We start from the raw sequence: 25,713 nt of genomic DNA, 5'->3' as shown, positions 1-25,713 counted from the left end.
CTCCGCTCAAGCCAGCCGGATGCGGGGGTCGGCCGCAGCAAGGATGATGTCTGAAATGAAGGTGCCGACGATGGTGAGAGCAGCCATCAGCAGCACGAAGGCGCCGGCGAGATACATGTCCTGAGCCATCAGGGCGCGTAGCAGCATCGGCCCCGAGGTCGGCAGGTTGAACACCACCGAGACAATGATCGAAGACGATATGAGGCTCGGCAGGATATAGCCGATGGTCGAGATCAGCGGATTGAAAGCGATGCGAACGGGATATTTGAGCAGCAGCCGCCATTCCGAAAGCCCGCGCAGGCGCGCGAAATCGACATAGGGTTTTTTAAGTTCATCGATCAGATTGGCCCGCATAACGCGGATCAGATAGGCCATGCCGCCGGTCGCGATGACGAAGATTGGCGCCCAGGCGTGCGACAGGAAATCGGCGATCTTGGCCAGCGACCACGGCGCGTCGGAATAGGTTTCCGAGAACAGGCCGCCGAGCAAATGGCCGGTGGTGACGAAGGTGAAATACATGATCAGCAGGCCCAACAGGAAGTTGGGAATAGCCAGCCCGAGAAAGCCAAGGATCGTGAAGGCATAGTCGCCAACCGAATAGAGGCGCACAGCCGAGTAGATCCCAATGGGCACCGCGATGCCCCACATCAGGACGACGGCCAGACCCTCGACCAGAAGCGAATTTCCAAGGCGTGAGGCGATAAGTTCAGACACCGGGCGCTTGAGCTCAAAGCTATAGCCAAAGTCGCCGTGTACAATGCCCCAGATCCAGCCCGCATATTGGTTCACGAAGGGCTGATCGAGCCGATAGAGCTCGCGGAGACGGTCGGCGAACTCGGCGCTGCCGCCCGAACCCTGGTTCTCCGCAAGCATGGTCGAGAGGTAGTCGCCAGCCGGAAGCTGGATGATGGCAAAGAGCACAATTGAGGTCGCAAAGAGCACGAGGATCATGCCCAACAAGCGGCTCAGAATGAATCGGAGCATCGGTTAAGTCCTTCCGGCTGGCGGAGTTTTAGTTCTCGTCGATGTAGAATTGTTCGACAGCAGCCGGGCCCGGGGTTGGGTATGGCCAGGCGTTGGGCATGTTGGCTGGCACGTTGTGGAAGTTCGTCTTCTTGACGAAGTACGTGTCAGGGGCGGTCGTCACGCCGATAACCGGGAACATGTCGCGGTTGATCGCGAGGATCTGCCGGTAAAGGTCTTTCTGGCGGTCCGCATCGCTGGTCTGGAGTAATTCGCGATAGAGTTCGAACTGCTGCTTGACCTCGGCTGGCGGCTCGATGGCGCCTTCGCTGTTTGGATCAGCAAAGTAGCGCGCATAGGGCATACCAAACGAAGAAGCCTGGGTCGAAACCGGCACGTAGAACTCAGGACGGAACAGCGAGCCAATGCCGCCATCGCCGCTCCAGACGAACGCGTCATAGTCGGAAGCAACCCAGCGGCTGACAAACAGGGTGCGCTCGATGACATTCATGCGGGCGTCGACGCCGATTGCCTTCCAGTCCTCAATGACGAGGCCAAGGGTATCCAGCCAGTCGGCATAAACACCATCCACCACATTGACCTGGAAGGTGAGCGGGCTGCCGTCGGCCAGAAGACGTGTGCCATTGCCGTCGCGTTTATCCAGGCCGATTTCGTCGAGCAGAGCGTTTGCAGCGTCCGCGTCAAAGTCGGTGAACTGGGTCGCCATGACTTCGTCGTAGAATGGATCGGCTTCGCGGGGCGCGATCTGGTGCGGTTGGGCCTGACCAAAAAACACCACATCATTGATGCGCTGGCGGTCGATGCCTAACGACAAGGCCTGGCGGAACGACTTGTTCGAGAATACCGCCTGCAGGTCTGGATTGCTGCTGGTGGTGTTGAACGACAGCATGGTGGACGCGCTGATGGTCTCAAGCGCTGGCAGGAGCTCGAACTTGCCACCTTCACGGTTTTCCGCAAACACGGCGCGGTTCGACAGCGAAGCGATGTGACGGTTCTGCAGGTCGATATTGCCGGCGACGGCCTTGAGGACGATCTCGTCCGGCGTTTCGTTGACCGACATGTAGAGCCGATCGATATACGGGAGCTGGTTACCCTCGGTATCGACCTTGAAGTAGTAGGGGTTGCGAATCATCGTCACTTCGGACTGGCCGCCGACATAGGCCTTCTCGAAAATCCAGGCCAGGATCGACGGCTTTTCAGCATTGGCCCAACGCTCAGTGCCATACATCTGGCCGCACTTGGACAGCATCGCCTCTCCCCAAGAACCCATCTTCAGATCGGTGAGCGTGGCATCGATATTGGCGTTGTGCGCGGGATGATACTGGCCGCAATAGGCTTGAGGGTAAGTGACGAGGAAATTGCCTTCCACGCCAGCCAGTTGTTGCAGGAACAGGCCCTGAGGCTTCTCGAAGGCAATGGTCAGGGTCTGGTCATCGATGACCTCGGCCTTGGCAGGGTTGCTCTGGGGAAAGATGGTGTCTGGCTTGGAGCCGACAAAGCCGGGATCATAGATGATGTCGTTGACCACCCACGCAACGTCTGCCGCCGTAAATGGAGTGCCGTCAGACCATTTCATGCCCTTGCGAAGCTTGAAGGTGAAGGTCTTGCCGTCGTCGCTGGCGGTAGCCTCGCTTGCCACGTTCGGCACGGCGCTGTCCCAGGCCAGGTTCCAGCGCAGCAGGCCATCATAGGCGACCGTGCGCATGAAATAGGCGGCATCGCCTGACTTTAGCAGGCCGGAGCGCCATGTGCCGCCATACTGTCCGACATTCTCATATGGGGTGATGGTGAGCGGCTCGGCTGGCAGACGGTCGGCCACTGCTGGCAGCGTGCCCTTGCTGACCAGTTCGTCTAGAATCGGTGCTTGCTTGAAATCTGCGGCGACTGCGGGCGATGCGAGCGCCGCGAGCACAGCCAGACTGGCGAGTGTTCTCTTTTGGATCACTGTTCCCTCCTCCTAAAGGTGAGGGGACCTTGCGTGATTTCTGCAATTTACGCAAACTGCAAATTGCAGAAAGTACGCAAACTTTGGTCGTAATCTGAGCAAGTAGCGTCGTTCAGTCCAGCGCGCGCTCGATTGCGTCCTTGGTCACGCGTTCCAGGTAGTCTAGCAGCAGGTGGGCGTTTTGGGCCGCTTCGTCTCCGTCTCCGTCGCTGATGGCGCGCAGTACTTTGCAATGGAGTCCGGCTGCGTCAGCAAAAGAGTCAGAGGCAGTAATGAAGGAGTACCAGAACCGACGGGACATGGTGTGCACTTGGCTGATGGTCTTGATCAGCATGGCATTTTTGGTCGCTTCCGCCTCGATCTCATGCGTCGCGCGGTTGATGCCGAAATATTTGTCTCGATCATCGCGGTCCACGGCGGCTTCCAGCTCATTGGCCAGAAGGCGCATTCTCTCGCGCTGGTCGGGTGTGGCGCGGCGTGCGGCGAGGCGCACCATAATGTCTTCGAGTGGGCGGCGCACTTCGAGCAGTTCGAGCTGTTGGCGAAGATTGATTGTCGTCACCAGCGCGCCGCGGCGTGGATGAATTTCAACGAACCCTTCCAGTTTGAGGCGTTGGAGCGCCTCGCGAATCGGGGTGCGGCCGCAGTTCAGTTCTTCGCGGAGTTCGTTTTCCGAGATCATCGAGCCTGGGCGCAGGCGGCCGGTCACAATGAGGTTTTGGATAGCGACATAGGCAGTGTCTGAGATCAGTTCAGGCGCCGCTGCCCGTGTTTCGCTGTCCGTCATGTGTCGCGCTCTGTCCTTGTTCTGGGGCGACACCATAGCGTTTGACACGCTTGCAGACAATTGGTAGGCATCTCGTCGATATCTGACATATCAGATGTATATGAGTGCGGGGAGGTACTTGTAATGGCGGTTGAGGCGATGGATCGGCGCGACGTCGCGCAGCTCAAAGCTGACGTCCTGATCATTGGTGGGGGCGCCTCCGGGGTTGCTGCCGCCGTGACAGCAGCGCGCAATGGCCTCTCTGTTATTCTTCTGGAACGCTATGGGTTCTGTGGGGGCGGTGCAGTTGCTGGGTTATCCGGCACAGTGTGCGGCCTTTATGCTGCAAGCGACGGCGACAAACCTCCCGAACAGGTGGTGTTTGGCTTTGCTGCCGAGTTCGTGGATGCGCTTGCCGCGCGCGGCGGGCTGACTGATCCAGTGCGCTACGGCAAGACTTTCACCCGTGTGCATGATCCGCTGGTCTGGCGCGAAACGGCTGATGCCATATTGGCCCAGGCCGGCGTTACCGTGATTTATCACGCAGTTGCGACGCAGGTTTTGTTGGACGGCGGCGAGGCAATCGCGGGCGTTATTGCTTGGTCAAAGCAAGGGCCGCTCGACATTCGTGCCGCTATCACAATCGACGCATCGGGCGACGCAGACGTTGTCGCCATGGCTGGTTTGCCAAATTTCATTGGCGATCAGGGCAGGGTGCAGAACCCCACCATGATCTTCCGCCTTGGAGGCGTCGATGTTGCACAGTTTGCGGCTGCCTATGGTGCGGATACCATCATGCCGCCCAGTGTCAGCGCCCTGATCGGTGAAGCCAACGCCTCCGGGCGGTTCAAATTGCCTCGTGCCAAGATCTGGTTGTTCACTACGACCCGACCGAACGAGTTGTTGTGCAACTGCACCCGCATTACCGGCGCCGATGGGCGAGAGCTCAACACGTTGTTCTATGCTGATTTCACCGAGGCCGAGATCGAAGGCCGGCGTCAGATGCGCGAGTATGCGCGCTTCTTTGCCGAGGCGCTGCCGGGCTGCGCCAATGCCTTTGTCAACGACAGCGGTGTGCAAGTTGGCGTCCGCCAGACACGGCAGGTCAAAGGCGTGTCCAAACTGGCCAATGGCGACATTCTTTCTGGTCGTAAATTTGCTGATGGTATCGCGCGCTCGCCGTGGCCGATCGAACTGCACTCCGGCAGCAAGCCACGCGTCGAGTGGTTGCTCGATGATGTATATGAAATTCCCTATGGCTGCTTTGTGCCGACGCGCGGCGAAAACCTGCTGGTCGCCGGTCGCTGTCTCTCGGCCGAACATGAGGCCGTGGCCTCGGCCCGCGTGACGGCGCAGTGCTTCGGCTATGGCCACGCCATCGGTCATGCCGCAACGCTAGCCGTGCGCGAAGGTCTAGCTCCACGAGCCATTGACGGCCGCGATTTGCGCCTTGTGCTCAATCGCGATGGCGCGAGGCTCGGTTGATGGCCGACGCACCGCACGTTCTTGTCGCCGATAGCGCCGGTTGCCGACTGATCACCATCAATCGGCCTGAGCGTCGCAATGCTCTGGGCACGGCAACCATGCAGCAGATTGGTGTGTCGTTAGCTGAGGCGCAGTCCGACACCGATATACAAGTCGTTGTCTTGACGGGCACTGCGCCCGCATTCTGCGCCGGTAGCGATCTCAAAGAATTGGCCGGGCTATCGGTCGCCGAAATGTGCGAGCATGAGGCGGCGACTGCGGCGGTTGCGCGCTCGATTGGTAAGCTTGACATGCCGGTTATCGCGGCCGTTGAAGGCTATGCTTTGGGCGGGGGCTGTATTCTGGCCCTGTCATGCGATCTCGTGGTCAGTGCTCGCAATGTGCGTTGGGCCATGCCCGAAGTTGCCAATGGCTGGCTGCCGCCGTGGGGCCTCGAAGCGCTCGTGGCGCGAGTAGGGCTTGTCGCCGCACGGAGTATGACCTGGGGTGCGTTCGACTGCGACGGGATGGAAGCACTTCGTCTCGGGCTGGCCGACCATCTGAGTGAACCTGGCGAAGCGCTGTCGACTGCGCTTGCGATTGCAGCGCGCCTCGCAGCGCTACCGCCACACGCCGTGTCCTCCACCAAGACATTTTTCCGCAGCCTGCGTCAGGATGCCGAACGGCTCGACGCTGCTGCTTCCCTTCAGTTTTCTCGCGACGCTGGTTCACCCGCTGCTCAGGCGGTGCTGGCGCGATTTGCAGGTAGATCATGAGCAAAATCGTTTCCGCCCGCGACGCTGTCGCCTCCATTCCAGACGGCGCGACCGTTGCCAGCGCCGGGGTCATCGGCTGGGTGACGCCAGACGCCGTGCTCAAAGCTTTGGGCGACCGCTTCGTCGACACAGCGTCGCCGCGCGATCTGACATTCTATTTCCCATGCGGGACCGGCGATGCCATGGGCATTCGCGGCATGGATCACGTGGCCCGCGAAGGCCTGATGAAGCGCATCGTATCAGGCTCCTACATCAACCCGGTTGACCCGGCGACGGGCAAGCGTCCTGAATTGATGCGGCTGGTACGCGAGAACCGCATCGAGGCCTATTCCTGGCCCATTGGCGCGACAATGCACTGGCTGCGCGAAGTAGCGCGCAAGAGCCCCGGTTATATTACGGCGGTTGGCGTAGGTACCTATGCCGATCCGCGCCACGGTGGCGGCAAGTTCACCAGCAAGGCGCAGGACGACCTGATCAAGCTGATCCAGCTCGAGGGCAAAGATTACCTGTTCTATCCCTCGTGGCCGATCGATGTAGCGATCATTCGGGCGTCGAGCGCCGATCGACATGGCAATCTGTCGTGGGAAGACGAGCCGTTGACGACGTCCAATCTTGCACTGGCCATCGCGGCCAAAGCCAGCGGCGGCAAGGTAATCGCACAGGTTCGCCGGATCGTCGACGGACGTCCCGCGTCGCAAGTCCGCGTACCCGGTCTCTTCGTCGACAGCATCGTCGTCGATCCCGACATGATGATGACCACCGATACGCCCTATGAGCCCGCCTATTTCTCGGGCCGCCGCATGCCACTGAGTGATCTGCCATTTCCGCAAATGTCGCTCGACAAGATCATCGCCCGCCGCGTTGCCGAGGAAGTTCGCCGCGGCGAACTGGCGATCTATGGCTTCGGCGCCGCGACCGACGTGCCGTTGGTGATGGCAGAGCAGGGACTATTCGACGGCGACGCTATGGCTGACTATCCTGCCACCACCGAACATGGGGCGTATGGCGGTATCGTCATGCCTGGCTGGCAGTTCTCCGCCAACATCAATCCCGACGCGATCCTTGACGGTGTGTCCCAGTTCGATGTGATCGATGGTGGCCTGTGCAAGTTCGCGGCCCTGTCGTTCGCTCAGTTCGATGCGCGCGGCGTCGTGAACGTCTCCAAGTTCGGCGCAGCAAATCCCGGGGCCGGCGGCTTTATCGATATTGCCCAGAATGCCGAGCGGCTGGTGTTTGCGGGCACTTTCACAACCAATGGCCTCAAGGCTGACCACGGCCCCCACGGGCTGAGCATTCAGACCGAGGGCAAGGTGCGCAAATTCGTCAACACGGCTGACTCCATCACATACGATGTTGCCGCTGGAGTGCGCGAGCGCGGGCAGTCGGCCAAGATCGTCACAGAGCGTGCGGTGTTTGAAGTGACCGGCGACGGGCTGGTGCTGACAGAGATAGCGCCGGGCGTCGACCTGCGCCGTGACATCCTCGATCTGATGGATTTTGCACCCGCTCGCATTGCCGACCCGCTGCCGCTGATGGCGCAGCAGCATTTCGAAAGCCCAGAACTTGCAATCGCTGAAGCGGTCTAGGAGGAAATATGACCTATCGCCACTCTTCTGAACTTCCCCCTGCTGCTATGACCGCCTTGCGTAAGGGCTGCGTCCTGCCTGCGCATCCCCTGGTGCTGAACAGCGCGCGTGAACTCGACAAAGTCCGGCAGCGCGCCATTGCCCGCTACTATGCCGATGCTGGCGCGGGTGGCCTCGCCATCGGCGTGCACACAACCCAGTTCGCCATCCGCGATGTGGGGTTATACGAGCCTGTGCTTGAGCTGGCCGCAGAAACCATGCGCAGCTGGGGCGGGCCGGACAAGTTGCTGATTGCCGGTGTAACGGGCCGCACTGAACAGGCGAAAAAGGAAGCCGAAACCGCTCGCGGCCTGGGCTATCACGCCATGCTACTCAATCTGGCGCGGTTCCGTGGTGCCAGCGAAGATGAAATCCTCGAGCATTGCCGCCGCCTAACCCAGGAAATGCCGGTCATCGGTTTTGCCCTTTTGCCGGCCGTTGGTGGCTTCCATCTCAGCTACGACTTCTGGCGCCGGTTTGCGCAACTGGAAAACGTCATTGCGATAAAAATGGCGCCATTCGATCGCTACCGGACGCTCGACATCGTTCGCGCTGTCTACGACGCCGGAGCCGAGGACCGGATCACGCTCTATACCGGCAATGACGACCATATCGGCCTCGACCTGATGGTGCCTTTCGTCGTGCGTTCGGCAGATGGCAGCTCCGAACGCCGGGCCCGTATTCGCGGCGGTCTTCTTGGGCATTGGAGCGTCTGGGTCCGTCCGGCAGTCGAAATGCTGGATCGCATTCACGCTGTCCCAGATGGTGCAGATATCCCGGAAGATATTCTGGCGCTGGACTCCATCATCACCGATTGCAATGGCGCGATCTATGACGCTCACAACAACCTCAAAGGCTGCATTCCGGGCTGCCTCGATGTGTTGCGCCGGCAGGGCTTGGTGGAGGGCACCTGGTGTCTCGACCCCAATGAAGTGTTGAGCCCAGGCCAGGCCGAGGCCATCGACCGGGTCCATGCCCAGTATCCCGAAATGAATGACGACGCCTTCGTCGCCAACAATCTCAATCGCTGGCTTTCCGAACGTGGGCAGGACCTGCCCCTGGTCGCCTGAGCCATACCGTATCGACAAGGACTTGCTATGACCCGCCCATCCGTTCCCGAAATCCTGACCGCATCCAACCTTCCGGATTATTTCGTAGACGTTGATCACCTAGAGGACTTCATGTCCGTGCCTACGCAGGGCGTGATTGACGACCTCAATGCGCTCGATGGCGACATTATGATCCTTGGCGTCGGCGGCAAGATCGGCGTCACCATGGCCCGCATGGCCAAAAAGGCTGCACCGCACAAGCGCATCATCGGTGTATCGCGCTTTTCCGAGGAAGGTCTGCAGGAGCGTCTCAATAGTTGGGGCATTGAAACCATCGCCTGTGACCTGCTGGATCGCGACGCCGTCAATGCGCTGCCCAAAGTCGCCAATGTTATCTACATGGCCGGCCTCAAGTTCGATTATCGCGGTCGGGAAGATTTCCTCTGGGCGATGAACACTATCGCGCCTCAGATCACCGCCGAGGCGTTCAAGGACTCCCGGATTGTTTCGTTCTCGACCATCCACGTCTATCCCTGGTCGAACCCGCTGCATGGCGGCGTAACCGAGCGCGACCTGCCGATGGCACGTCCGGGCGAGTACGCCAACTCCGTCGTGGGCCGCGAACGGACCTTTGAGCACTTCTCCAAAAAGCATGGCACGCCGGGCCGTATCATGCGCTTCGTTTACGCCATTGATCCGCGCTATGGCGTGATGCAGGAAGTCGCGAGCTGGGTGCTGGCAGGGCAGCCGGTGCCGCTGGCTACCAGCCATGCCAACGTCATGTGGCAGGGCGATGCCAATGCGCAATTCCTGCGCATGCTCGGCCAGTGCGAAAGCCCGGCATCGCCGATCAATGTCGGCGGTCCTGAAGCGCTCAGCATCCGATATCTTGCCAATCGGTTCGGTCAGGAATTCGGCCTCGAGCCAAAGTTCGCAAACGAGGAGGCCGAGAACTGCCTGCTGGTCAATTGCGACAAGGCCAACGGCATTTTCGGTAACCCAGTTGTTTCGATTGATCCAATGATCCGCTGGGTGGCCGAGTGGGTGAAGTCCGGCAAGCCCACCCACGGCAAGCCCTCCAAGTTCCAAGTCCGCTCCGGCGAGTTCTAGGAGATCTGTTCATGCCCAGCGTCATGCGAGGCTATCTCTATGCCGTCCTTGCACATGTCGGTTTTGTCGTTTTGTGGCAGATCGCGGTCACGGTTGGCCGTGTGCCATCCTACATCATGCCTGGTCCGATCGAGACCTTCATGGCGCTGGGTGAACCCTCCTATAACTGGCTCAAGCACCTCTGGGTGACGGCGGCGGAAATCTTTGGCGGCTATGCCATCGCCGTGGTGGTCGGCGTTGCGTTGGCCGTGTTGTTTGTCTGGATTCCCGTGCTCAATGCGGCCCTGATGCCCTTGCTGATCACGCTTAACATGGTGCCCAAAGTTGCCATGGCGCCGCTGTTCATCATCTGGTTCAGCTACGGCATTTTCCCGAACATGCTAATCGCCTTCACCATCTGCTTCTTCCCCATAGTGCTCACCACCTATCGGGGCCTTGTTGAGGTGGAGCCTGACCTGCTGAACCTGGTGAAATCGCTGAAGGGTAATCGTTGGCAGATCTTCAGCAAGATCCAGCTACCGGGTTCGCTGCCATTCCTGTTCTCGGGAATGAAGGTGGCAGCGGTGCTCGCGGTCGCAGGTGCTGTGGTGGGCGAGTTCATCGCCTCCGATAGCGGGCTTGGCTACTTCCTGCTGGTGCAACAGAACGCGCTCAACACCTCAGCCATGATGATGGCGCTGCTGCTGATCACAGGCCTCGGGGTGTTGCTCTATGGCGCTGTGGCGGCCCTCGAATACGTCTTCGTTACCCGCAAGGGAATTGCGCCATGACCAATCCTGCAACATCAAAGCCTTTCATTCGGCTCGAAGGCGTCAGCAAGACTTATAGGTTCGGCGGCAAAGAGTTTCTGGCGGTCTCTGATGTGACCATGGATATCCAGGAAGGCGAACTCGTCGCTCTGGTAGGCCCATCGGGTTGCGGCAAATCCACCTTGCTCAAGGTTTTAGCGGGGCTGCATGGGTTTGATGCCGGCACTGTCCAGATTGGGAATGATCTCTCGCCATTCACACCCGGCCGCGACATCGGCATGGTGTTTCAGCAGGCCTTGCTGCTGAAGTGGCGCACCATTCTCGACAATGTGCTGCTGCCAGCCGAAATCCTAGGCTTGCCCATGGCGGCCAGTCGCGAGCGGGCGAGGGGCCTGCTGGACATGGTGGGTCTCGGCAAGTTTGGTGACGCCTATCCGTCCCAACTGTCCGGTGGCATGCAGCAGCGCGCTTCGATCGCCCGGTCTCTCGTCCACGATCCCAAACTGATCCTGATGGATGAGCCGTTCGGTGCACTAGATGCGCTGACCCGCGAGCGCATGAACCTCGAACTGATGCGTATCTGGAAGGAGAGCGGCAAGACCATCCTGTTCGTAACTCACGGAATTCAGGAAGCCGTGTTTCTTGGCTCGCAGGTGGCGGTGCTGACCGCCGGTCCCGCGCGCATGGCCGCCCACTTTCAGGTCGACCTACCCGAGCCCAGAACGCTGTCGGTCAAGACCAGCGAGAAGTTCGGTGAATACACCAAGCAGATCTACACCTTGCTCGGCATGGAATAACCAGCCGGGCGCAGTCCATTCAGGGAGGAAACCATGAACTGCAAACTCGTGACATCGACTTTGGCTCTTGGCTTGATGCTGGCGGCGCCAGCCGTCGCGCAGGAGAAATTCTCGCTCATGCTCAACTGGAAGGCGGGCGGCGACCACGCGCCGCTTTACTACGCACTGAGCCAGGGCTGGTTCAACGACGCTGGTGTGGACCTTGAGATCATCCAGGGCAACGGTTCTGGCGCAGCCGCTACCGCGCTGAGCGTCAACCAGGTCGACATGGCCATCATCGACATGCCCACCGCCTTGCAGTTCAAGGGGCAGGGCAGTGACATCCTCGGTGTATTCGTCGCCTACAATGACTCGGCAAACGGCATCTATTGGAAGAAGAGCTCCGGCATCGAATCCGTCGCCGACCTGCCCGGCCACAAACTCGGAGCGCCAGCGTCTGACGCCGCCCGCCAGATCTGGGGGCCAATTGCCGAAGCCATCGACATCGATCCCAATTCCGTCGAGTGGGTGAACATCCAGCCAACCGCCAAGGTGGCCGCGCTGCAGTCGGGTGCCATCGACGCCACGACGCACATGTATAGCGTTCACTTTATCTACGAAGACGTATTCGGCGATGATCTCGGTTTTGCGCTACTGCGTGACAACGGCCTCAACCCATACGGGTTGACCTATTTCACAAACGGCACTGTGGCCGCCGGCAAAACGGAACTCGTTCGCTCTGTCGTGCATGTCACTCAAAAGGCCTTCGAGTTCTGCCTAACGACGCCGGAACCATGCAGCCATGCGCTGTCCAGTGCCGTCAGTATGAAAGCCGCCGACGCAGCCCGCGAACTCGAATACGCGTCCAAAGTGATCCCAGGCGAAGGCAACACACTACCAATCGGCGCATTCAACCCAGAGCGCGTTGCACAGGACTACAAACTGGTGTCGGAAGCCTTCGAAATCACCGCCTTTGATCCAGCGACCGCCTTCACCAACGACTTCATCGATACCTCGATTTCGTATCCGAAGCAGTGAACTACGCTCAGGAGGCGGAACGATGTCCGCCTCCTGATTTCGCTGCACCCAACAAGAAGTACTATTCGATCATAGGTCGCGGCTGGATCGGTGGGGTTACGTCTGCCGGGATGGGGTTTTCGTAGGGTTTTTTGCCGAGGTTGGTGCGGTGGGCGGCTTTGGCTTGTTCGATGAGTTCGGGGTTGGCGAACAAGTCGGTGGCGGTCGCGGCCATGATTTTGGCGGCGTAGGTGAGGCCCTTGTGGGCGGCGTCGGATTTGCCCTGGGCGGTGATCTGCCAGGAGTGGCCGGGAGAGCCGATGGCGTGGGTGGCAACGCGGGCTTGTACTGTCGGCACAGCCCAGGAGACGTCGCCGACGTCGGTGGAGCCGATCATCGGTTCGCCCTTGGCTTCGATGGGGACGATGAAGTCGCAGAGTGGGGTTTCGTCGCGCAGCGGAATGCCGACGGCGCGATAGTCGTTCTCGATGTCCTCGGCACTCAACGTTGCCTGGATCTGGCGGGCATAGGCGCGATCGGTTTCCGAGAATTCGACGGGACCGAGGCGCTGCATATTGGCGAACATCAGCTGTTCGAGCGGAGCGTTGCCGAGCAGGTTCGAGACGGCGGAGATGACTTTGATCTCGACTTCGGTCTCGGTCATCATGGCGGCGCCACGCGCTACCTTGAGGACACGTTCGTTCAGCGCCTTCATGGCGTGAACGTCGCGCGAGCGTACGGCATAGCGCACCTTGGCGCGGGACTGCACGACGTTGGGCGCTATGCCGCCGCCATCGAGAATGGCGTAGTGGATGCGGGAGTCCGACGGCACGTGTTCGCGCAGATAGTTGACGCCAACGGCCATCAATTCCATGGCGTCGAGCGCTGATCGGCCCAGATGGGGGGCAGCGGCTGCGTGGGACGAGCGGCCGGTGAAAGTGAAGTCGATGCGGGTATTGGCAAGGCTTCGCGCATCGTCGACGCGGGTCATCGATGCCGGGTGCCAGGAGATGGCAACGTCTACATCCTTGAACAGGCCTTCGCGCACCATGAAGGCCTTGGCCGCGCCGCCTTCTTCTGCGGGGCAGCCATAGTAGCGCACTGTGCCGGGTAGGTTGTTTTCGGCCAGATAGTTCTTGACCGCCGTGGCGGCGAGCAGCGCCGCCGAACCCAGCATGTTGTGGCCGCACCCATGTCCGTGGCCATTGCCCGGCAGCGGGCGCGGCTCGGCGATACCGGCTTCCTGGCTGAGGCCGGGCAGGGCGTCGTATTCACCGAGAATGGCGATGATCGGGCCGCCGGTGCCCGCTTCACCGATGACAGCGGTTGGAATGCCGGCCGGGCCATCGGTGATGGCGAATCCTTGTTCTTCGAGCATCTGGCGGTGTTCAGCGACCGAACGATATTCGGTATAGGCGATTTCGGGCATGCCCCAGACGCGGTCACTCAACTCGAGAAAGGCGGGGCGCTGTTCTTCGACAATGTCCCAGATGCGATCAGTGTTTTGCATGCTGTCTCCAAGAGTGCTGGCAGCATGTCGAAACCGGTCGCAGTCTCGACAGGTGCGTAAGTGATTGGTTTTAGTTGCCCGTAGGCGAGGTAATTGCAGCCTTGATCGCGGCGACCATTTCCCTGCTGGTGACGCGGCGGGTTGGGTTGTCGAAGCCGAGTTCGACCACCTTGCCGCTTACGGCTTGGAGGGTTACGCCGCCCGAGGAATGGATTTCGTGCACGCCAAGTCGCGCGAGGATTTCGCCTGCATTGGTGGCGTTTACGCCGGCACCGGGCATGATCGAAATGCGATCTCCCGCATGGGCGACGATGCCCTCGAGAGCCGTCAGGCCCTCAACGCCCGAACGCGCGCCGCCCGAGGTCAGGATGCGTTCAAAGCCCAGCTGGACAGCGGTATCTATTGCGGCGTTGAAGTCGGGAACGAGGTCAAAGGCGCGGTGCAGCGTCAGGCCGAGGCCTTGTGCGTGCCCGATGAGGTTCTGTAGTGCTTCTGCGTCGAGACGGCCATCCTCACGACTGATGCCGAGCACCACGCCGCCCAGGCCGTAGTGGCGCACGAGGTCGATGTCGGCGCGCATCATGTCCATCTCGGCGGACGAGAACACGAAGTCGCCGCTGCGAGGCCGGATCATGGCGTAGACCGGGACCGGGGCATTCGCTGCCAGCGCCATCAGGCCGGGCAGGGGCGTCAGGCCGCCAACGCTAAGCGCCGAGCAGAGTTCGATGCGATCGGCGCCACCGGCAATCGCCGCTTCCAGCCCCGCTGCATCGTCGACACAGACTTCGAGCAGGCAGGTACCCATCAGACTTTTCCCTGCTGCATCTGCGCCGCCAGTACCGACACACCGATCAGGCCGCCATTCTTGAAGAAGTGGCCGGGTACGATCAGTGGATCCTTATAAGGATTGAGCGTCTTCTGACGCACGGCCTTGTCCAGCCCTTCAAGCAGCTTGATCCGGGCCGACAGCCCACCGCCGGCTGGCACGATGGTCGCGCCGCTGATGTTGATGGCGAAGGCCAGCGGCTCGCTCAACAGCTCGAAATAGGCTTCGACGGTGCGCTCGGCGACGGCGTCGCCGGCTTCCCAGTCATCAAGGATCTGGTGGCTGGTGCGGTTCTCGCCGGAGAGGTGACGATGCAGCCGTTCGACGCCGCGGGCCCCCCCGACGGTGTCGGTGCAGCCCCTTTGACCGCAGCCGCAGTCAAAGCGCGGAATGGCGAGGTCTTCGCCGGTTTTGGGCAGGGTGATGTGAGTGCGGAGGATCGCGCCATGGCCCCATTCCGCCGTTACGCCGCCAGCGCCCTGAACCAGCTTGCCATTGACAACAAGGCCGCCGCCAACGCCGGTACCCAAAATGATGCACATGACGACGTCATGGCCACGTCCGGCGCCCACATTGGCTTCGCCCAGGGCAAAGCTGTCGGCGTCATTGGCAATGAGGACCGTGCGGCCAAGGCGCGCCGAAAGCTCGCGCACCATGTCATGCCCTGCAAAGCAGGGAATGTTGGCGGCGTTGACCTTGCCGGTGCGCTTGTCGAACAGGCCGGTGGTCGAGATGGCAAGCGGCAGGCTGTCTGCCTCGCCGCCAAAGTCCCGGATCAAAGCGGCGAGCGCGTCCTCAAAGTCCATCCAGGAATGGATGGGGGTAGGGACCTGCTCCTCGACGGCAATCTGGCCGGCACCGTAGGCCCGACCAAACTTGATGAACGAGCCCCCGATATCGACGCAATAGCCGATCGGCTCCGCCAGACGCCAACCATGCGTGGTAACTGCAGACACGGTCATTTCCTTGGATCGAGAAGGTCGCGCAGGCCATCTCCCAGGATATTGAATCCCAGAACGGTGATCATGATGGCAAGACCAGGAAACAGCGACATCCAAATGTTGACGCCAAGGTAGTTGCGCCCTTGAGACATCATCGCGCCCCATTCAGGAATGGGCGGCTGTGCGCCCAAGCCGAGGAACGACAGCGACGCAGCGGTGAGGATCACGGTACCGGCCGTCAGGGTCGACTGCACGATGATGGGACCGAACGAGTTGCGCAGGATGTAGTTCAAAAGGATGCGATGCTGTGGCACGCCCAGAGCATGCGCGGCTTCGATGAATTCCATTTGCTTGAGGCCAAGCGTCAGGTTGCGGGCCAGACGCGCATAGACCGGGATGGCAAACAACGCGATGGCGATCATCAGGTTGAACAGGCTCGGCCCGAGGATCGAGACGATCAGAATGGCCAGCACGATGCCTGGGAAGGCAAACAGCACGTCCATCACCCACATGATGATCTCGTCGACCCAGCGGCCGCCCATGCCGGCAATGATGCCGAGCGGTACGCCGACTGCGGTCGCGATGGCGACCGACAGGGCCACCTCGAGCAGGGAATACTGCGCGCCGTAGATCACACGGGCAAAGATGTCTCGCCCGTTGTCATCGGTGCCGAAGGGGTGTTCCCAGGAGGGCGCCTTGAGCAGGTTGGTGAGATCGATGGCATAGGGATCGGCGCCCGCAATCAGCGGCGCGAACGCAGCCACGAGGATGATGATGCCGATCAGAATGCCGCCGATGACGACATTGGCGTTGCGGCCCGACCAGTCCAGCGCGCGAATGACGCGCCGGCCGAATGACACTTGCGGCTGAGTGGAAACTGGGGTGCTCATCAATCAAACCTGATCCTTGGATTGAGTGCGGCGATCGTCATTTCGGCAATGAAATTGATGAACACGACCGCGCAAACCGCAACCATTGTTGCACCTTGAATAACCGGGTAGTCGCGATAGCGCACGGCGTCGACCATCAGGCGTCCGATGCCGGGCCAGTTGAAGACCGATTCCGTCACCACGGCACCACCGATCAGACCACCGAAGTTGAGGCCAACGATCGTGATGATGGGGATGAGCGCATTGCGTAGCGCGTGGCTCCAATAGACCTGACGTGGCGCCAGACCTTTGGCTCGGGCGGTGCGGATATAGTCCTGACTCAGCACTTCGATCATGGATGACCGCGTCATTCGTGCCAGCACCGCCATGGGTAGCACGGCCAGCGTCACCGCAGGCAGGATATAGCTTTGCCAACTGTTCGCGCCGAGCAGCGGTAACCAGCGCAATTGCACCGAGAAATAGTTCATTGCCAACAGCGCCAGCCAAAAATTGGCAATGGATGCGCCAGCGATGGCGAAAATCATCACGACATAGTCGGGCCAGCGGTTGCGCCAGACGGCAGCAAGCATGCCGGCGGGAATGCCGATGCCGATTGCAAAGATGTAGGAAACGACAGCCAGCGCCACCGTATAGGGCATGCGGTCGGCGATCTCGTCCCAGACCGGCTTGCGCGAGCGAATGGATTCACCAAAGTCGCCTTGCAGCGCATTGGTGACGAAGGTCCAGTACTGCACCAGAACGGGCTTATCCAGGCCCAGTCGCGTCGTCATCGCTTCGACGGCTTCCTGAGTGGCCTCAGGCCCAGCCATCACCCGAGCCGTTTCCCCTGGCAGCATGCGAATAGACACAAACACCAGCAGAGAAACGCCGATCAGGATGAGCGGCAGCGAAAGGATCTTGCGAAGGATATAGCCTTGCATGTCGGTCCCTTGAAAGAAGGGCCGAACCGGAGATGTCCCCGGTTCGGCGTGATAATTACTTCGTCACTGTGTCCACGCGGACGAGGCCGCCTGGGATCATCCACACGCCCTCAACGCCATCGCGGGTCGCGATGAGGTCCTGGGTCACGTAGAGCAGCACGTGCGGTGCGTCGGTGTTGATGAGCTCCTGCAGGTCGCCATAGACCTTGTTGCGGGCATCGACATCGGTCATCGCTGCAGCTTCGTCGAGCTGGCGGTCAAAGTCGGGGTTCGAATAGAAGCCCAGGTTTGCCGAGGTCGGGGAGAAGCTTGCGGTGTGGTAGAGCGGACGGAACTGAAGATCCGGACCGTTCACACCCGAAGACCAGGATGCGATAACCGAATCCACGCCTTCTTCAGCCTTCTGCTTTTCGTCACCGAATGCCGATGCCGACCAGACGCCCGATTCCATACGACGCACGTCAAGGGTCACGCCGATCTTGGCCCACATGGCCTGCAGGATTTCCGCGATGCGGGCTTCCTGTTCCTGAACGACCACCGACATGGTGAAGCCATCTGGAACGCCAGCTTCGGCCAGCAGGGCCTTGGCGCGTTCGATATCGAACGGGTAGGGGTTCAGGTCGGCGCGGTAGCCTTCGGCAACGGTTGCCAGTGGCGAGTTTGCCGGGGTTGCGTAGCCAGACATGATCGAAGCGATCAGGCCTTCCTTGTCGGTCGCAAAGTTCAGAGCCTGACGAACGCGAACGTCGTTGAGCGGCTCGGACTCGACATTGAGCGACAGCCAGAACACCGCCGAACCGGGCGAAACGGCAAGGTTCAGCTCGGGATTGGCTTCAATGGTGGCAGCAAACACTGGCGGCACAGGGTTGATCACGTCTGCGTCGCCTGTCTGCAGGGCCATCGACAGCACGGATGGCTCCGAGGACCAGGTCCAGCGGATGTCATCAACGCTGTTGGAGTTGTCGCCCCAATAGCCGTCAAACTTGGTCTGATCGACAAATTCACCGGAGCGGTATTCGACCATCTTGTATGGGCCGGTACCGACCGAAGCTGCACCGAGATTGCCAGCGGCGTCAGCGGTGGGGCTGACCTGCTGAGCGGAGTTGGTGGTGAGGATGTTCAGGAACGCCGGGTAGGGCGACTTAAGGTTGAACTGCACCGTCATGTCATCGACAGCTTCGATGCTGTCGAGAATCGTGCGCAGACGACCCGAAGCGGCAAGACCGCGCTCGGTGTTGAGGTGGCGCTCGAAATTGTAGACCACGGCTTCGGCATTGAATGGCGTGCCATCGTGGAAGACGACGTTTTCGCGCAGCTTGAAGGTGTAAACCTTGCCGCTTTCGTCGATCGTCCATTCGGTGGCAAGGCCCGGTGCCAGGCTCAGGTCCGATGCACGCAGCACCAAGCCTTCATAGACGGGCGCCAGCAGCGCATTGGTATAGGTCGCGCTCTGATCACCTGGATCCATGGAACGCGGTGCTTCGATCTGCATCACGGTCAGGGTTTCGGCGGACGCGCTCATCGCAAAAGCGGAAACGCTAGCAAGAACCGTCGCGAAGATCACTTTCCGCGCGGTTGAGAGAATGGTCATGTAATGCTCCTTCAGACTGAACTCCCCCGGGATGGCGTCCGGCGCCATACCGCTCCATTAGTACACAAAGTGAACTAACATAGCTTGATTAATTCACTTGGTGGACTTAATGTCAAGACATCCAAGAGGTGCGTATGACGACCCAAACCCATTTCCAGATTTTGCGCCTGATCAGTGCTGGTGGAGGCACCACCCGCGCTGAACTCATGGAGCAGATGGGACTGAGCAAGGCGGCCATGAGCAACCTCACTCGGGACCTCATCGATCGTGGTTTTCTGAGAGAAACCAGCATGGTGCGGAAGCAGGGGCGGCCCTCTGCGCTGCTCGATCTGGACCCGTCCGGCGCGCTGTTCGTCGGCGTCTCGATGATGTCCGATCCCGCGATTTTGGCGCTGATTGACCTCAAGGGTGGCGTCGTTGCGCGCACCGAATTCCCGCGCGGCAGTAAACCGGACGACACCGTTGCCGGCATCGCCTCAGCCCTGACTGAGGTGCTTGAGCAGGCTGGCCTGACGCGCGATGCTGTCAGTGGAATCGGCGTTGTTTTGTCCGGCCTCATCGACCCGGCGCAGGAAACCTGCATCCGGTCGACAGTGATGGGGTGGCAGGATTTGCCGCTGGCAGAAATGGTGCGCAAAGCCACCGGGCTGCCCGCCTATATCGAAAATGACGCCAAGGCCCTGGCGGTCAACGAGAGCCTTTTTGGCGCAGCGCGCGACCTCGATAGTTTTACGCTGGTCTGGCTCGGCGCCGGTATCGGTTCTGCCCATCTGGTGCATGGTGGTCTCTATCGCGGCGCCCATGGTGGTGCGGGCGAAATCGCCCATATCACAATTGATCCGGAAGGCCCGCCCTGCCGCTGCGGCAAGGTTGGTTGCCTCGATACCTTGGCCTCAATGGCGGCGATTCTCGATCTGGCCCGTGCCGAGGGGCTCAATGTCAGCACGGTGACCGAGCTGGAGCGGCTGGCAGATGGCAACAATTCGGCGGCCATCCGGCTGTTGCATCGCGCCGGTTCGGCTCTGGGTCTCGCCATCGCGCAAATCATTCAAATCAACGACCCGCAGATGGTGCTTCTGACCCATCGCGAAGAGGCCTTTGGCGGCCTGTTTTCCACAGTTCTGCAGCAGACCATTGAAGCCAATGTTCTGCCGAGCCTGTCCGGCGTGACGCCGATTCGGTTCCGTCGCCTGTTTGACGACGACTGGGTCAAGAGCGCGGCCAGCGTGGCCACACACAAATTTCTAGCTGGTCTGATCCAGAAGGGGGAGTAAATCCATGCGTATCGCAGTCGGCGGCATCCATATCGAATGCAGCACCTATAATCCGGTCTTTACCAAGGCCGATGAGTTCCGCGTCGTGCGCGGGCAGGAACTTTCTGATGCTCCATACTTTGCATTCCTCAAGGACTATCCGGCCGAGTTCGTGCCGCTGATCCATTGTCGCTGTGTTCCCGGTGCGCCGGTCGAGCGCGTGACCTATGAAGGCTTCAAAGCCGAGTTCCTGGATCGCCTGCGTGCAGCTCTGCCTATTGATGGCCTCTATCTCGCCATGCACGGCGCAATGAATGTCGAGGGCATGGAAGACGCCGAAGGCGACTGGATTGCCTCTGCGCGTGAAGTGGTCGGCCCCGACATCCCGATCTCCACCAGCTACGACCTGCACGGCAACCTGTCGCAGAAGATCGTCGACCAGCTCGACATGTATTCCACCTATCGCACCGCGCCACATATCGACGTGGAAGAAACCATGCAGCGATCGGTGGCGATGCTGGTGAAGTGCCTCGAAACAGGCGAACGCCCGCATGTTGTCTGGGCGCCGATCCCCGTCGTCCTACCCGGCGAGCGCACCTCCACGGTCGACGAACCGGCCAAGGGCATTTATGCGCTGCTGCCTGGCATCAATGAGCGCCCCGGCATCTGGGATGCGTCGCTCAATGTCGGTTACGTCTGGGCCGACGAGCCGCGCTCGACTGCTGCCGCCATCATGACCGGCACGGATCGCGCCGCGCTCGAAGCCGCTGCACAGGAAATCGCCCAGGCCTATTGGGACGCTCGCGCCGACTTCGTCTTTGGCGCCGAAACAGGCAGCATCGAAGATTGCGTCGCCAAAGCCGTCGCGAGCCCAACCGCTCCGGTCGTTCTGGCCGAATCGGGTGACAATCCGACCGGCGGCGGCGTCGGTGATCGCGCGGAGCTCTTCGCGGCGCTGGTCGCTGCCAATGCACAGGGCACGCTGTTTGCCGGCATTGCCGACCGTCCGGCAACCGAAGCGGCCTATTCCGCCGGCGTCGGTGCGACGCTGGACCTCACCGTTGGCGCGACGCTCGACACCGAGGGCAGCAAGTCCTTCACCGGTACCTTTGAAGTGCGCTTCCTCGCGGAAACCGACAGCCCCGCCGAAGGTCAGGCCGTGCTGCGCATCGGTGGCATTGATCTCGTGGTCACGGCACGTCGCCGTCCCTTCCACAACATCGCCGACTTCACCCAGCTCGGCCTCGATCCCAACAGCGCCAAGATTGTCGCCGTGAAGTCGGGCTATCTGTCGCCCGAACTGGCGCCGATTGCCAATCCCAACCTGCTGATCCTGTCGGCCGGCGTAGTGGATCAGGACATCGAACGGCTGGTGCGCAAGCGCAAGCTGCAGCCAAGCTACCCGTTCGACAAAGACTTTACCTTTACGCCCGCAGCGATCGCTTCGGCGCGGGCACGCTAAACCAGACGGCCGGAGGAAATCAGTGATGTCGGCAGACAACCAGAGCAAAACGCCCGTCTTGTCCATCAAGGGGCTGACGACATCTTTCCGCGTCGACGGAGAGTGGCGCCAAGTGGTGCGGGACATCTCGCTCGACGTGATGCCCGGTGAGACGGTCGCCATTGTCGGCGAGTCCGGCTCCGGGAAAAGCGTGACATCGCTCTCGGTCATGCGGCTGTTGCCGCGCACGTCGAGCCGGATCGAAGGCTCGATCATGCTCAATGGGCGGGATCTGCTGACGCTCGATGAAACCGAAATGCGCAAGGTGCGTGGCCGCGACGTGGCCATGATCTTCCAGGAGCCGATGACCAGCCTCAATCCGGTCTTCACCATCGGCCGCCAGATTTCTGAAGCGCTGACCTGCCACTCGCCGATGTCGGCCGCAGAAGCGCGGGCGGAAACCATCCGCCTGCTCGAAAAAGTTCGCATTCCCAATGCCGCGCGGCGCCTGACGGACTATCCGCACCAGTTCTCCGGCGGCATGCGCCAGCGCGTGATGATCGCCATGGCGCTGGCCTCCAAGCCCAAGCTGCTGATCGCCGACGAGCCGACGACCGCGCTCGACGTGACCATTCAAGGCCAGATTTTGGATCTGATCAAGACGCTGCAGGAAGAGGACGGCATGTCGGTTCTCTTCATCACGCACGATATGGGCGTGGTGGCGGAAGTCGCCGATCGCACGGTCGTGATGTATCGCGGCGAGGCTGTCGAAAGCGGTCCGACGACCGAGATTTTCACCGGCGGCAAGCATCCTTATACGCGGGCGCTGCTGTCGGCGGTGCCGCGCATGGGCTCGATGATCGGTCAGTCCGATCCGCTTCGCTTCGCCATCGTCGATCGCGACACCGGTTTGTCCGGCCCCGAAGTCCCCTTGGCAGTGCCGGTCGATCGCACCACGCCGGTCCTCTCAGTGCGTAACCTCGTCACGCGTTTTGGCATCAGCTACAACTTCTTCGGCAAGCGCACCGGCGCGGTGCATGCCGTCGAGAACGTCTCGTTCGACCTGTTCAAGGGCGAAACCCTGTCGCTGGTCGGTGAATCTGGCTGCGGCAAGTCGACCATCGGTCGCTCGATCATGCGTCTGACCGATTCCGAAGCCGGCGAAATCACCGTCGATGGCCGCGACGTGCGCAGCATGCGGCGCGGTGAGCTCAACACATTGCGCCGTTCGGTGCAGATGATTTTCCAGGACCCGTTTGCCAGCCTTAATCCGCGCATGACAATTTCCGAAGCGCTGATGGAGCCCTTCGTGGTGCACGGCCTCGGCACCCGCAAGCAGGCCCGCGAAAAAGCGGCCTCGCTGATGGGGCAGGTGGGCCTGAGCCCAGATATGCTCAAGCGCTATCCACACGAATTCTCAGGCGGCCAACGCCAGCGCATCTCTATCGCTCGCGCCCTGACGCTCGATCCCAAGATCATCATCGCCGATGAATCGGTGTCGGCGCTCGACGTTTCGATCAAGGCACAGGTGGTTAACCTCTTGATGGACCTGCAGGAAACACTCGGCCTGTCATACCTGTTCATCAGCCACGACATGGCCGTGGTGGAACGCGTTAGCCATCGGGTGGCGGTGATGTATCTCGGCGAAATCGTGGAGATCGGACCGCGCGAAACGCTGTTCGCCAATCCGCAGCACCCCTATACCAAAAAGCTCATGGCCGCCGTTCCTGTGCCCGATCCCGCCCGACGCACGCTGCGCCGCGCGATCAGCAATGACGAAATCCTCAGCCCGATCCGCATGGGCGACTATACCCCACCGGTCCGTAATTATCGTGAAGTTGCCCCTGGGCACGTCGTGCGCATCGACGAGAAGGTGGCTTGATTGCCATGAGCAAGCCGTTGCGCGTTCTCGTCGTCGGCCTCGGCAATATGGGCCGCTCGCATGCGCGAGCCTATGCCAATAGCGCCCAGTTTGAGATCGTCGGTGTCGTCACGCGCAACCCCAATTCGGTTCCTGCCGAGTTCCAGTCGTTCCCGCATTGGTCTGAATACGCGGCAGCGCTGGCGGCCACCCAGCCCGATGTCGTCGCCATCAGCACCTATTCGGAAACCCATGCCGACTACGCCATCAAGGCCATGGAAGCTGGCGCCCATGTCTTCGTTGAAAAGCCATTGGCCACCAACGTCGTCGACGCCCAGCGCGTTGCCGACGTCGCGGCTCGTCTCAACCGCAAGGTGCTGGTCGGCTATATCCTGCGTCATCACCCACTGTGGCAAAGCTTCATCGCCGAGGCGCGCAAGCTCGGCGGCCCCTACGTGTTCCGCGTGGCGCTCAACCAGCCGTCATCCGGCGCCGCCTGGGAAACGCACAAAGCCTTGATGGAAACGCTGTCGCCCATCGTCGATGCAGGCGTTCACTATGTCGACGTGATGTACCAGATCGTCGATGCCTCACCCACCGAAGTACGCGGCATGGGACTTCGACTATCCAACGACATCGCCCCCACCATGTACAATTACGGCCAGTTCCAGGTCCTTTTTGAAGACACATCCATCGGCTGGTTCGAAGCCGGCTGGGGCCCCATGATCTCCCATAACGCCGAAACGATCTTCGACATTCTCAGCCCCGGTGGCTCCGTTTCGATCATCGAGGAAAACGGCACCCGCCACGTCACCGTGTCACCAGTGGGCAGCGACTCACCCCAGCGCCTAGTTTGTCGAACCCAGCCAAACCGCGACGACCTCTGCGCCCTGCAACAATCCTACCTGCACCACGCCATCACTACCGACCTCGACCTAACGCCCAACCTCAAGAGCGCCATTTCGTCCCTTGACGTATGCCTGGCAGCAGATGACAGCGTTCGTGAGGGACGGTCGATCACTGTGCTGTAAATTAGATTGGCCCCTGACGTACCTTGTCAGATGTGCTAAAATAAAAGAAGTTACTATGGTTTTTGTTTATTCAGTTTATCTTCAGTAGTTCCCGATCCGGATGCGATCGCCGCTGCACGTAGAAGCTCATTTGTAGATTTTTCTCCAAAATTTGGCATTCTTTTCAGTTCTTCTATACGAATAGCAGCTCGCATGAGATGTTGTTTAGTGATCGTGTTTGAGCTCAAGCATAATAGTTTTATTATTGCGTTAGTCGTACGAGCGCTGACAGTGCCGGGTTGTTGTTGGGCCGGGGGGAATTTTTTTTGATCGCCATGCGCGATGATTTGCTTGGCTCGCTGTCTGCTGCAGCCAAGTTCTCTTCCAATTTCGGCGAATGTGGCCCCACTCGCCTTAAGCTGTTTGGCAATGAGATATCTTTCTCCCGGAGTAGTTTCCGGTACAGTTCGCCCTTGTTGAAGCAGTAGATCACGTTCGCGCCGCAATGCTTTGGCGCTGCTTTCGAGACGAACCAGTTCTCGTGATATTTCCTCCACCCGAGCGAATTCCTGGGGCGGCGGGCGGCGTTGGTATGGCAAGAGCACCCCTCCACTCAAGCGGCATACACATCCAATAGCGCCAGTTGCAGCGCGGCGTGTTTTGACGTGGGCCGAAGTTATCGTGCGGGGCGTACTAGATACCGTGGGACAAAGAACTGCGCTGATATTATGTATTTGGGAAACCAATGAATTGGTGCCGATCATCAGTGCGCGGGCATGTCGCAAAGCAAAGTGGCGGTATCGCGTATTTGCGTCGTGTAGGGAGAAGAGCAGTGTATCACCAAAAATTTTGGTGCAGTTCTTCGTGGTGCTTAACGAAGTGATGTCGTACTGGGGGGAAAGTACCAACACTGGCATGTCCAACAATTGGACCGCGACTTGAGTTGCTAGAAGGTGGAGCTGGCGTGAAATAAAGACCCAGAGCGGTCTGAGAGTGCGGTGGCCGCACACGTTGCAGAAGCCATAGTAAATAACACCTATTCGACTTTCGTTCCTAAAAGCTGGAAAAGGGGCTTGCCTCAAAACCCCTGTTTCCGTATGTCTCCGCGCAGTCGGGGCGTAGCGCAGCCTGGTAGCGCATTTGTCTGGGGGACAAAGGGTCGTCGGTTCAAATCCGGCCGCTCCGACCATTTTCTTTCTAATTGGCCAA

22 protein-coding genes and 1 tRNA gene are annotated in these 25,713 nt (G+C 60.2%); 13 read left to right on the top strand and 10 right to left on the bottom strand.

Annotated elements, in window-relative coordinates:
- Positions 1 to 6: 6 nt before the first annotated feature.
- The 3 genes from ABIE28_RS09180 to ABIE28_RS09170 form a co-directional block, all read right to left on the bottom strand.
- Positions 7 to 984 (bottom strand): ABC transporter permease, encoded by a 978-nt coding sequence (locus tag ABIE28_RS09180; RefSeq protein WP_354062171.1) that lies wholly within the window; start codon positions 982 to 984, stop codon positions 7 to 9.
- A gap of 28 nt (positions 985 to 1,012) precedes the next feature.
- The gene (locus ABIE28_RS09175) at positions 1,013 to 2,929 is read right to left on the bottom strand and encodes an ABC transporter substrate-binding protein (RefSeq protein WP_354062169.1); all 1,917 of its coding nucleotides are present in this window, start codon (positions 2,927 to 2,929) and stop codon (positions 1,013 to 1,015) included.
- 112 nt (positions 2,930 to 3,041) lie between these two features.
- Positions 3,042 to 3,716: a GntR family transcriptional regulator gene (locus ABIE28_RS09170; protein ID WP_354062167.1), complete on the bottom strand. Its 675-nt coding sequence runs from the start codon at positions 3,714 to 3,716 to the stop codon at positions 3,042 to 3,044.
- A gap of 123 nt (positions 3,717 to 3,839) precedes the next feature.
- On the opposite strand from ABIE28_RS09170, the gene ABIE28_RS09165 reads away from it, so the two are divergent.
- The 8 genes from ABIE28_RS09165 to ABIE28_RS09130 are packed head-to-tail and all read left to right on the top strand — an operon-like array spanning position 3,840 to position 12,282.
- A complete protein-coding gene (locus ABIE28_RS09165) occupies positions 3,840 to 5,180 on the top strand; it encodes an FAD-dependent oxidoreductase (protein ID WP_354062165.1) in 1,341 nt (446 codons plus the stop codon).
- A complete protein-coding gene (locus ABIE28_RS09160) occupies positions 5,180 to 5,935 on the top strand; it encodes an enoyl-CoA hydratase/isomerase family protein (protein WP_354062163.1) in 756 nt (251 codons plus the stop codon). The genes ABIE28_RS09165 and ABIE28_RS09160 overlap by 1 nt, the downstream gene beginning before the upstream one ends.
- Entirely contained in the window at positions 5,932 to 7,521 is a 1,590-nt protein-coding gene (locus tag ABIE28_RS09155) for an acyl CoA:acetate/3-ketoacid CoA transferase (RefSeq protein WP_354062161.1), read from the top strand. Before ABIE28_RS09160 ends, ABIE28_RS09155 begins: the two co-directional genes overlap by 4 nt.
- 8 nt (positions 7,522 to 7,529) lie before the next feature.
- Entirely contained in the window at positions 7,530 to 8,630 is a 1,101-nt protein-coding gene (locus ABIE28_RS09150) for a dihydrodipicolinate synthase family protein (RefSeq protein WP_354062159.1), read from the top strand.
- A gap of 27 nt (positions 8,631 to 8,657) precedes the next feature.
- Positions 8,658 to 9,719 carry an NAD-dependent epimerase/dehydratase family protein gene (locus ABIE28_RS09145; RefSeq protein WP_354062157.1) on the top strand — a complete coding sequence of 354 codons (1,062 nt, stop codon included), beginning with the start codon at positions 8,658 to 8,660 and terminating at the stop codon, positions 9,717 to 9,719.
- 11 nt (positions 9,720 to 9,730) lie between these two features.
- Entirely contained in the window at positions 9,731 to 10,489 is a 759-nt protein-coding gene (locus ABIE28_RS09140; protein WP_354062155.1) for an ABC transporter permease, read from the top strand.
- Positions 10,486 to 11,265 (top strand): ABC transporter ATP-binding protein, encoded by a 780-nt coding sequence (locus tag ABIE28_RS09135; protein ID WP_354062153.1) that lies wholly within the window; start codon positions 10,486 to 10,488, stop codon positions 11,263 to 11,265. Before ABIE28_RS09140 ends, ABIE28_RS09135 begins: the two co-directional genes overlap by 4 nt.
- Before the next feature lie 33 nt (positions 11,266 to 11,298).
- A complete protein-coding gene (locus ABIE28_RS09130) occupies positions 11,299 to 12,282 on the top strand; it encodes an ABC transporter substrate-binding protein (protein WP_354062151.1) in 984 nt (327 codons plus the stop codon).
- A 61-nt stretch (positions 12,283 to 12,343) separates the two neighbouring features.
- Here the strand turns inward: ABIE28_RS09130 and ABIE28_RS09125 are convergent, their stop codons facing one another.
- The 6 genes from ABIE28_RS09125 to ABIE28_RS09100 all read right to left on the bottom strand — a co-directional run bounded on the left by ABIE28_RS09125 (position 12,344) and on the right by ABIE28_RS09100 (position 18,939).
- Entirely contained in the window at positions 12,344 to 13,771 is a 1,428-nt protein-coding gene (locus tag ABIE28_RS09125; RefSeq protein ID WP_354062149.1) for a M20 family metallopeptidase, read from the bottom strand.
- Positions 13,772 to 13,841: 70 nt separating this feature from the next.
- Complete coding sequence (locus ABIE28_RS09120; protein WP_354062147.1) at positions 13,842 to 14,576, bottom strand: copper homeostasis protein CutC; 735 nt, start codon at positions 14,574 to 14,576, stop codon at positions 13,842 to 13,844.
- Complete coding sequence (locus ABIE28_RS09115) at positions 14,576 to 15,553, bottom strand: ROK family protein (protein WP_354062145.1); 978 nt, start codon at positions 15,551 to 15,553, stop codon at positions 14,576 to 14,578. Before ABIE28_RS09115 ends, ABIE28_RS09120 begins: the two co-directional genes overlap by 1 nt.
- Positions 15,554 to 15,555: 2 nt before the next feature.
- A complete protein-coding gene (locus tag ABIE28_RS09110) occupies positions 15,556 to 16,428 on the bottom strand; it encodes an ABC transporter permease (protein WP_354062143.1) in 873 nt (290 codons plus the stop codon).
- Complete coding sequence (locus ABIE28_RS09105) at positions 16,428 to 17,348, bottom strand: ABC transporter permease (protein ID WP_354062141.1); 921 nt, start codon at positions 17,346 to 17,348, stop codon at positions 16,428 to 16,430. Before ABIE28_RS09105 ends, ABIE28_RS09110 begins: the two co-directional genes overlap by 1 nt.
- Before the next feature lie 55 nt (positions 17,349 to 17,403).
- Positions 17,404 to 18,939 (bottom strand): ABC transporter substrate-binding protein, encoded by a 1,536-nt coding sequence (locus ABIE28_RS09100; protein ID WP_354062139.1) that lies wholly within the window; start codon positions 18,937 to 18,939, stop codon positions 17,404 to 17,406.
- A gap of 134 nt (positions 18,940 to 19,073) precedes the next feature.
- On the opposite strand from ABIE28_RS09100, the gene ABIE28_RS09095 reads away from it, so the two are divergent.
- From ABIE28_RS09095 to ABIE28_RS09080, 4 genes are read left to right on the top strand one after another with little or no spacing between them, the layout of a single operon-like run.
- Positions 19,074 to 20,213, top strand: coding sequence for an ROK family protein (locus ABIE28_RS09095; protein WP_354062137.1), 1,140 nt, complete (start codon positions 19,074 to 19,076; stop codon positions 20,211 to 20,213).
- 4 nt (positions 20,214 to 20,217) lie between these two features.
- A complete protein-coding gene (locus tag ABIE28_RS09090) occupies positions 20,218 to 21,654 on the top strand; it encodes a M81 family metallopeptidase (protein ID WP_354062135.1) in 1,437 nt (478 codons plus the stop codon).
- A 25-nt stretch (positions 21,655 to 21,679) separates the two neighbouring features.
- Positions 21,680 to 23,515, top strand: a complete 1,836-nt coding sequence (locus ABIE28_RS09085; RefSeq protein WP_354062133.1) for an ABC transporter ATP-binding protein — start codon at positions 21,680 to 21,682, stop codon at positions 23,513 to 23,515.
- The gene (locus ABIE28_RS09080) at positions 23,512 to 24,525 is read left to right on the top strand and encodes a Gfo/Idh/MocA family protein (RefSeq protein ID WP_354062131.1); all 1,014 of its coding nucleotides are present in this window, start codon (positions 23,512 to 23,514) and stop codon (positions 24,523 to 24,525) included. The genes ABIE28_RS09085 and ABIE28_RS09080 overlap by 4 nt, the downstream gene beginning before the upstream one ends.
- A 53-nt stretch (positions 24,526 to 24,578) precedes the next feature.
- Here the strand turns inward: ABIE28_RS09080 and ABIE28_RS09075 are convergent, their stop codons facing one another.
- Positions 24,579 to 25,415 (bottom strand): hypothetical protein, encoded by an 837-nt coding sequence (locus tag ABIE28_RS09075; RefSeq protein ID WP_354062129.1) that lies wholly within the window; start codon positions 25,413 to 25,415, stop codon positions 24,579 to 24,581.
- A gap of 201 nt (positions 25,416 to 25,616) precedes the next feature.
- On the opposite strand from ABIE28_RS09075, the gene ABIE28_RS09070 reads away from it, so the two are divergent.
- Positions 25,617 to 25,693, top strand: a tRNA-Pro gene (locus ABIE28_RS09070).
- Positions 25,694 to 25,713: the final 20 nt, after the last annotated feature.

It is taken from the genome of Devosia sp. 2618 (assembly GCF_040546815.1).
GTDB lineage: Bacteria > Pseudomonadota > Alphaproteobacteria > Rhizobiales > Devosiaceae > Devosia.
Note: the sequence above shows the minus strand (reverse complement) of the source record. Positions and strands in the feature narration are given on the sequence as shown.